General features: G+C 61.4%; 6 protein-coding genes and 1 pseudogene. 5 read left to right on the plus strand and 2 right to left on the minus strand.

Annotation, left to right across the window (positions count from 1 at the left end; all coding sequences use genetic code 11):
* The 5 genes and pseudogenes from VL003_RS07925 to flhF form a co-directional block, all read left to right on the plus strand.
* A pseudogene (locus tag VL003_RS07925) lies at positions 1 to 211 on the plus strand (methyl-accepting chemotaxis protein); the annotation flags it as partial.
* A gap of 106 nt (positions 212 to 317) precedes the next feature.
* A complete protein-coding gene (locus tag VL003_RS07930; RefSeq protein WP_325441296.1) occupies positions 318 to 1,853 on the plus strand; it encodes a methyl-accepting chemotaxis protein in 1,536 nt (511 codons plus the stop codon).
* A gap of 100 nt (positions 1,854 to 1,953) precedes the next feature.
* On the plus strand, positions 1,954 to 3,105 hold the full coding sequence (gene flhB, locus VL003_RS07935) for a flagellar biosynthesis protein FlhB (RefSeq protein ID WP_325441298.1): 1,152 nt from the start codon (positions 1,954 to 1,956) through the stop codon (positions 3,103 to 3,105).
* Positions 3,106 to 3,108: 3 nt separating this feature from the next.
* Positions 3,109 to 5,223, plus strand: coding sequence for a flagellar biosynthesis protein FlhA (gene flhA, locus VL003_RS07940; protein WP_325441300.1), 2,115 nt, complete (start codon positions 3,109 to 3,111; stop codon positions 5,221 to 5,223).
* Complete coding sequence (gene flhF / locus VL003_RS07945) at positions 5,220 to 7,580, plus strand: flagellar biosynthesis GTPase FlhF (RefSeq protein WP_325441302.1); 2,361 nt, start codon at positions 5,220 to 5,222, stop codon at positions 7,578 to 7,580. Before flhA ends, flhF begins: the two co-directional genes overlap by 4 nt.
* Here the strand turns inward: flhF and VL003_RS07950 are convergent.
* Both VL003_RS07950 and flgM read right to left on the minus strand, forming a co-directional pair.
* Entirely contained in the window at positions 7,567 to 8,037 is a 471-nt protein-coding gene (locus tag VL003_RS07950) for a flagella synthesis protein FlgN (RefSeq protein WP_325441304.1), read from the minus strand. The genes flhF and VL003_RS07950 overlap by 14 nt on opposite strands.
* Before the next feature lie 23 nt (positions 8,038 to 8,060).
* A complete protein-coding gene (flgM, locus tag VL003_RS07955) occupies positions 8,061 to 8,297 on the minus strand; it encodes a flagellar biosynthesis anti-sigma factor FlgM (protein WP_325441305.1) in 237 nt (78 codons plus the stop codon).

The raw sequence follows: 8,297 nt of genomic DNA on the forward strand, positions 1-8,297 counted from the left end.
CCAACTCATGACCGACATCGCCAACGCAAGCCGAGAACAAAGTGTGGGTGTTTCGCAGGTCAGCGCGGCAATTGCTCAGCTCGATCAACTGAATTCGCAGAACGAGTCTCAGGTCGATGCCGTGGCCGGCACTTCACAAAATATGCTGCGCCAGGCCAATGCGTTGGCCGACCTCGTCAGCGAATTCAAGGTGGTGGCGTCCACACAATAACAGTTCACGGTTCATAGGGCTTGTTGGCGGCTTCGTTAAGCAGCCGGAACATACGCTCGGGCAGGCATCGCCGGGTCAGCAAACAACTGATAGGGGGGGCAGCTTCATGAAGCACAAAAGCAAAAAACGCACTATCGGCATCTACCGACTGGTGAACCATATTGCTCGTGGCAAGGCCACTTTCGCAGATCGGGCGTGGTCGCTAAGCCCTGTGGCCCGGCCGTTGGGCAAGCTCTTAAGCGCCGTGCGCCAGGGCCTGATCTCGATGCGCGAGGCCTCTATCGACATTGCGCTTAACACCGCCCGGCTGCATAGCCAAGCGCAGGCGTGCCGCAAGCTGGTCGCAGAGCAAAGCGCCGGCACACAGGCGCTGGCAGTCAGCGGCGAACAAATCGAAACCCTGTCGCGCGAAACGGCCGAAAGCGTGGCCGAGACTGCCCGAGCCTGCAATACTCAACTGGCTGTGGCCACCCAGGCCCTCCGTCAGCTCAATGAGCTTCACGAGCGGGTCAGCCGGGTGGCGTCCCAGATGGACGTTTTTTCGGGTGTGGTCGCGCAACTTAATCAGCGAGCCCAGTCGGTCGGCGACACCAGCCGGCTCATCAAAGACATTGCGCTTCAAACCCACTTGCTGGCGCTCAATGCCGGCGTCGAGGCCGCCCGGGCCGGCGAGGCCGGAAAGGGTTTTGCCGTGGTGGCCACCGAAGTGGGCAAGCTGGCCGAGCGCGTCAACGCAGCCACCGGCGATATTGTCGTGCAGGCGGGCGAAATTCTTGAACTGGTGTCCGACACACGCGGCCGTACCGACGAAATTCACGCCGATATGTCGGGCTCCGAGCAAGTGGTGTCCGGCTTCCGAAAAGATTTCGATCAGTTTGTGGCCGACTTCGAGCTGATGGACGCACGCATGACCGGCATGGCGCAGACCGTTGCCCAGGTCAATGCCACCAACCGCGACATGAATGCCGCCATTACCCGCATTGCCGAACTTAGCGCTCAGGTTCAGAATCGCATGGTTACCATGTCGGATCAGGTACAGGGGGTGCGCAACAAGACTGAAAGCCTGCAAAAACAGTTTTCGGCGCTGCGCATCGGCGACACTTCGTTCGACTGGCTGGCCCAGATGGTGCAGCAATTAAGAACCTTGTGCGTACAACTGTTGCAGCAGGCTCAGCAGCAAGGCCTCGATATTTTCGATCGGCGGTACCGGCCCATTCCGGGCAGCAACCCGCTTCGATATCACACTGTGTACGATTCAGCGCTTGAGTCCGTGCTGCAACCCGTGCTGGATCGTATTCTTGATCAGGTGCCGGCAGGCTATTACGCCGTACTTCTGGACGAAAACGGCTATTGCCCCAGTCATAACTCGCGCTATTGCAAAACGCCCACCGGCGACCCCGTTCATGACAACGCCCACGTGCGTCACAAACGTATTTTCAATGACGATTTCAGTCTGGCCGCGGTAAAAAATTCAAGAGGGGTGTTGTGCCAGACGCATATGCGCGATACCGGCGACATCATCACCGATCTTTCCCTGCCGCTCGATATTGCGGGGCGGCGATGGGGCGCAGTACGGCTGGGGGTCGATTACAACAGTTTTGACGACCAGTTCGGGAAAAAAAACGCTTTGCGGCCGGGTTGATCGAATTAGACGGCTTTAACCGTCTTGCTTCGGCGATAGCCATGCCCGCCGAATCACTAGAATCTACGGTGATTATGGGTAATTTGCGCGCATGAGCTAAATGGCAGAGGACAGCGACCTCGAAAAAACAGAAGCCGCCACCCCCCGGCGCCTGGATAAGGCGCGTGAAGAAGGGCAGGTGGCGCGTTCGCGCGAGCTCAACACATTCATGTTGTTGGCCTGTGGTGTGGCGATGCTGTGGTTTACGGGCGCCTATTTGTATCGAGCGCTTAACGGCGTGATGCGATCGGGGCTCTGGTTTGACCCCCGTATTGCTCGCGAACCCAGTGTCATGACAGCCTCTGCCGCCGAATCGGCCTTCCAGGCTCTGGCCAGCCTGCTGCCGTTGTTCGGTGCCTTGGTGGTCATCGCCATTTTTTCGTCGGTGGCGCTGGGAGGGCTGGTTTTTTCTTCCAAGGCGCTGGAGCCCAAGTTCGAGCGATTGAACCCGCTCAAGGGCGTCGCCCGCATGTTTTCGGCACAGACCCTGGTCGAACTGGTCAAGACCCTGGCCAAGGCAGCCGTGATCGGGGGCATCGGCGCTACGGTGATCTGGAGCTACCGCGAAGAAATGATCTCGCTCATGCATGCCACGCCCACCGAAGGATTGATTGCGGGCATGCGGCTGGTGGCTTTGTGCTGCGCCCTCATCGTCGCGGCCTTGCTTCTTGTGGTGGGCATTGACGCGCCCTGGCAGCTATTTAGTCACCACAAGAAAATGCGCATGTCGCGTCAGGACGTTAAACAGGAACACAAAGAGAGCGACGGGGATCCGCATGTTAAGGGGCGCATCCGGCAGCAGCAGCGAGCCATGGCACGCCGTCGTATGATGTCGGAGATTCCCAACGCGGACGTGGTCGTGACCAACCCCACGCATTACGCCGTGGCTTTGATCTACAGCGAGCAAGAGCAGGGCGCACCGCGTGTGGTGGCCAAGGGCTCGGGGCTTATCGCCGCCCGCATTCGAGAAGTTGCCGAGCAGCACAAAGTGCCGATGCTCAGTGCTCCGCCCCTGGCGCGAGCCTTGCATCACCATGTCGAGCTTGGTCAAGAAATACCCGCTGCGCTGTATGGCGCGGTGGCCCAGGTTCTGGCCTGGGTCTATCAATTGCGCACCTGGCAGCCTGGCCAGGGTGTAGCGCCGATCCGCCCCGACGACCTGCCGGTTCCGACGGACATGGATCCGGCCAACAAGGACGGCCGGGAGCCGTAGTAAATGAATCAGTTACTTTCCATATTCAAGGCCGACGGATTGCAGCACGCAAAGCTGCTGGCCGGCCCGGTATTGATCCTCATGGTCATGGCCATGATGATCCTTCCGTTGCCGCCGGTCATACTCGACCTGCTGTTCACGTTCAATATTTCGCTGGCCGTCATGGTCTTGCTGGTGGCCATGTTCACCAAAAAGCCCCTGGATTTTGCCGCGTTTCCGGCGGTCTTGCTGTTTGCGACCTTGCTGCGGCTGGCGCTTAACGTGGCGTCGACCCGTGTCGTGCTCCTGAACGGCCACAAGGGGCCCGACGCGGCAGGTCAGGTCATTGAAGCTTTTGGCCATTTCCTGGTGGGCGGCAACTTTGCCGTGGGTGTCATTGTCTTCGTCATCCTGGTCATCATCAACTTCGTCGTCATTACCAAGGGTGCGGGCCGTATTGCCGAGGTGGGCGCCCGCTTTACGCTGGACGCCATGCCCGGCAAGCAAATGGCGATTGACGCCGACCTGAACGCCGGCCTGATCGGCGAAGACGAGGCACGCCGACGCCGTACCGAAGTCTCACAAGAGGCCGAGTTCTACGGCTCGATGGACGGCGCAAGCAAGTTCGTGCGCGGCGATGCCGTCGCCGCCTTGCTGATCATGGTCATCAGTATTGTCGGCGGCCTGATCGTGGGCGTGGCCCAGCACGGACTGAGTTTTTCCGATGCCGGGCGCATCTACACCTTGCTTACCATCGGCGACGGCCTGGTGGGCCAGATTCCAGCCCTGATCATTTCTACCGCTGCCGGCGTGGTGGTGTCGCGCGTCGCCACCGACGAAGACGTCGGCCAGCAGATGGTCAGCCAGTTGTTCGCCAATCCGATGGTGATGTTCATCACGGCCGCCATTCTGACAGCGATGGGTTTGATCCCCAATATGCCGCATTTTGCTTTCCTGACGCTGGCGGCTGTGCTGGCGGCCATAGGCTGGAGCATGCTGAAGCGCAAAAAGGCGGAGCAGGCCGAAACCGACCAGGAACCGCTCAAGAACCAGGCCGCGGCCGAGGCGGCTGCCGCCGAGGCCAGTTGGGAAGACGTGTCGCTGGTCGACCCGCTGGGGCTCGAAGTGGGTTACCGTTTGATTTCATTGGTGGACCATGCGCAAAGCGGCGAACTGCTGCATCGGATACGTAGCCTGCGTAAAAAGTATGCGCAAGATGTGGGCTTTTTGCCTCCGGTCGTGCATATTCGTGACAACCTCGAGCTCAAGCCAAACGAATACCGCATATTGCTTTCGGGGGTCGAGGTCGGTCGCGGTCAGGCCATGCCCGATCAGTGGATGGCCATTGACCCGGGTGAGGTCGCCATAAAGCTGCCGGGCACCCCAACCACCGACCCGGCTTTCGGCCTGCCGGCGGTATGGATCGACGTCTCGCTGCGCGAACAGGCTCAGATCGCGGGTTACACCGTGGTGGATGCTGGTACGGTGGTGGCCACTCATTTGAACCATCTCATGCATCGCCACGGCGACAGCCTGCTGGGCCGGCAAGAGGTTCAGCAACTGCTCGACCATGTGGGCAAAGAGGCGCCCAAGCTGGTCGAAGACCTGGTGCCGAAAACCATTTCGCTTTCGCAATTGCAGAAGCTGTTGCGCGGCCTGCTGCGCGAAGACGTACCCATTCGCGACATGCGCACCATTATCGAAACCTTGGCCGAACATGCTCCTCGTCTGGCCGCAGCCAATCCCAACGGTACGGGCCCCGATTCTGCCGAGCTGCTGGCCGTTACCCGGGTGGCGCTGGGGCGTGCCATAACCCAGCATTGGTTCCCAGGCGAAGGCGAGCTGCGTGTCATCGGGCTGGATGCCAAGCTTGAGCGGGTGCTGGGCCAGGCTCTGGCGACCAGTGGTGCGCTTGAACCCGGCCTGGCCGAAAGCCTGTTGAAGGATGCAGTGGCGGCCGTGCAAGCTCAGGAAGAAGGCGGCGATGCTGCGGTGCTGGTTGTACCGGGCGTCTTGCGTGCTTCGTTGTCTCGCTTCCTGCGTCACCATCTTCCCCAGTTGGGCGTATTGTCCAGCCTTGAAATTCCCGACGAGCGCATGTTGCGCATCACGTCGGTCATTGGCGGTAGCGCATCATGAATGTAAGTCGTTTTTTTGGATCCACCAACCGGGAGGCCATGCGTCAGGTAAGAATGGCGCTGGGGCCCGATGCTCTGATCGTTTCCAACCGCCGCGTCAATGGCGGTGTCGAAATTTTGGCCACCGACCAGACCAGCGTTCCGCCGGCTGCTGTGGCTGGCGCTGCGCCGGCGCCCGCCGCAGCCACGGTCGCAGCGCCGCCGCCGCGGCCACCGGCCCCGCCGCCGGTCAGCCCGGCCGACCTGATGCAGGCATTAGGCTCAATGCGCGGCTTGCTTGAAAACGGTTTCGATGAGCTGATGTGGGGCGCACAATTACGTAAGGCGCCTCAGGCTGTTTCGCTGTTCCAGAAGCTGCTGGCCTTGGGCTTTAGCACCGCTTTGCTGCGCGCCATGCTCAAGCGCCTGCCCGAAACGGCATCCCCGCGGGCCGCCTTGCAGTGGTGCCGTGACGAGCTGGCCGCCAATCTGCCAGTCATGACTGATGAAGACGCCCTGTGGGCCCCCGGCGCCGTGGTGGCCCTGGTAGGGCCGACCGGTGTAGGCAAGACCACCACCATTGCCAAGCTGGCGGCGCGTTGCGTGCGGCATTTTCGCGTGTCGAACCTGGTGCTGGTCACCACCGACACTTATCGTATCGGCGCTCACGAGCAACTAAGAATTTATGGCAGCAAGATGGGCGTGCCGGTGCACGTGGCTCAGGATCGGGTCGAGTTGGCTCGCATTGTGGCGGCAGCCGGTCCCGACGCCCGCATCCTGATTGACAATGTGGGCGTCAGCCAGCGCGACCGACATGTGGGGGAGCAAGCGGCCATGCTCGCGGGCCTGCCCCGGCCGGTGCAGCGGCTGCTGGTATTGAACTCGGCGAGCCAGGGCGACACCCTGGACGAAGTCGCACGCGCTTATACGCAAGACGGCGGAAGTCGTCCCGTCGGCTGTATTATTACCAAGCTGGACGAAAGCCCTCGAATCGGGCCCGCCCTGGACATTGCCATCCGTTATCAGTTGCCGATTCATTATGCCTCTACGGGCCAGAAGGTACCCCAGGACCTGATGCGCATGGACGCTCAGGCATGGGTGGATCAGGCCCTGGTTCCGGCGCAGCCGGCTTCGGCCCTATTTTCCGCTACAGCAGCCGACCTTGCCGCAATTATGGACGCACCCCCGACCGAGCCGGCTGCGCGGCGATCAGCCGAGACGGGTGGCGGTGGCTCGATGCTGCCCGGCCTGCTTGCTCTGGCCGGTACACGTAGCTCGGCTCTGGACGCGAGCATTCTGCGGGCCGCATGCGTCGAGCTGGATGCGTTGGAAGTGTATTCAGGCGCGTATCGGCAGTGGCGACGGGTCGTTGCCGATTCGCCGCAAACCGAATCATGGCAGCCGCTCGCCGCAGCGCGCAGCGAGCTGGCCTCGTTGGGTCAAGAGCATTTACTGGCATTGCATGACGCGGTCGGGCTGATGGGTGCCAAGGCCCCGCAACGATTCCATTCGTCGGTGCTTGTGGGGGGTAACGGCCGGGCGCTGACCACTCCCTGGCAGCAATGGTCGGTGGGTTCTGGGTGGCAGGCCTCGGATGGTTCGTCCGGCCCGCAGTCGTTGGCGGCATCCGACTGGCTCAGGCGTCAGATCGAATTCCTGAATCAATCGCCCGGTACGTCGTCGATTGTCCATGTGTTCAACTTTCCGGGCCAGGGCATGCTGCGCGAGCTGTGCAAACAGTCGGCGCGCTGGCTGGCGAATTGCCCGGGTACGACCCGCATCGAGGTTCAGTCCTGCGCCACCACGGTGGCGGCCAATGCTAAGACGCTCGATTTTCGCTGTCTGGATTCTGCCTTGTCGGGGCTGGACCTGTCGTTGCTGCAAGGGGTGCCCCTTAGGGACGTGGCCCTGTGGGCGGCCGAAGGGCCGGTGCAGTTGACCTTACGTGGCGCTTCGCCATTGCCCTTGCGTCAATTGTCGGTACGCTTGATCGACCGGCGCGACGGAAAGACCCTGAAGGCGCTGCACGGCTTGACCAATCTATTGCCCGAGCAGGCGGGACTGCAGGTCTTGGCCCGCTGGCTGGTGGTTCAGGCCGAAGCCAGGGCAGCGGCTCGGTATCTGCCTGGCTTATGGTCGCTGCTCGAAGAATCAGGGTCTCAGGCTTCTTTGCGCGAGCGTGTGGCCGCCTCGGTGCAGATGTCGTTGGCTGCCTGGCGGACGCTGCATTCGGGTAAAACTCTGTTGGCGGCTTTGTCTGCGCTTTCCGGGCCCTCGGGTCTGCGCACGACGGCGTCCCAGGCCGAGGCTCTGTCGCGCTTGTTTGCTATGAAAGGGTTATTGGACGGTGAGGGCGCAGCGGTGGTTAACCGGCCGTAATTTTGGTGCGACGACCTTTTAACGCGTCGGGCTTTCCGCTGGCGTCGTACAGGTCGGAGCCACCGATTAGTTGCCGCATGGTCTGAAAAGCCTGCTGGGTGTGCTTGAGGTAGGTGTCGATAATGACACCGTTGCTGGCGTTGAGCTCGCCGGCTTGGCGGCCGAGCTCAAGCAGCGTGGCGCAGGTTTCATCTAGCTGGTGGTCGGCCGATGCGGCTTCGAGCCCTGCGCGGTCAGTGCTGTAGCCCAGCTCGCGCAGCGAGCTTTCCCGTGCCTGCCCGGCTTGTATCAATTGCTCGATACATTCGTTTTTTTGTCGCGTGCAGGTTTCTAGTGCTTCGCCATGATCGGGCTGCGCAAGGGCGCTGGCCTCGTTTTGCAAGATACCCATAAACCGTTGCACTAGATCAAGCTCGGTTTGCAGGGATTGTTGCAGGGTGTAGGAAGAGGCGGTCATGGCTTAAAAAATATGGGCAGGTATTACCTGAGCAGGTCGCGGGCACTGGCCAAAAGCGAGTCGGCGATGCGGCCGGTGTCGACCTTGAGCTGGCCGGCGGCGATGGCGTCGCGGATTTGCTGTACACGCTCGAGGTTGACGTCGTTGTCGCCATTTTGAAGGCTGGCCAATTGACGGGCGGCGGGGCTGAGCTCGACGGCGCTTTTACCGGGCGAGTTCGCGCCGGCGGGGGTGCCCGCTGCACTGCGCGTGCTCGACAC

Source organism: Pusillimonas sp. (assembly GCF_035515275.1).
GTDB lineage: Bacteria > Pseudomonadota > Gammaproteobacteria > Burkholderiales > Burkholderiaceae_B > Pusillimonas.

Coding starts and splice junctions, on each gene's coding strand:
- flhB (WP_325441298.1), top strand. CDS start 1,954: ATGGCAGAGGACAGCGACCTCGAAAAAACAGAAGCCGCCACCCCCCGG.
- VL003_RS07950 (WP_325441304.1), bottom strand. CDS start 8,037: ATGACCGCCTCTTCCTACACCCTGCAACAATCCCTGCAAACCGAGCTT.
- VL003_RS07930 (WP_325441296.1), top strand. CDS start 318: ATGAAGCACAAAAGCAAAAAACGCACTATCGGCATCTACCGACTGGTG.
- flhF (WP_325441302.1), top strand. CDS start 5,220: ATGAATGTAAGTCGTTTTTTTGGATCCACCAACCGGGAGGCCATGCGT.
- flhA (WP_325441300.1), top strand. CDS start 3,109: ATGAATCAGTTACTTTCCATATTCAAGGCCGACGGATTGCAGCACGCA.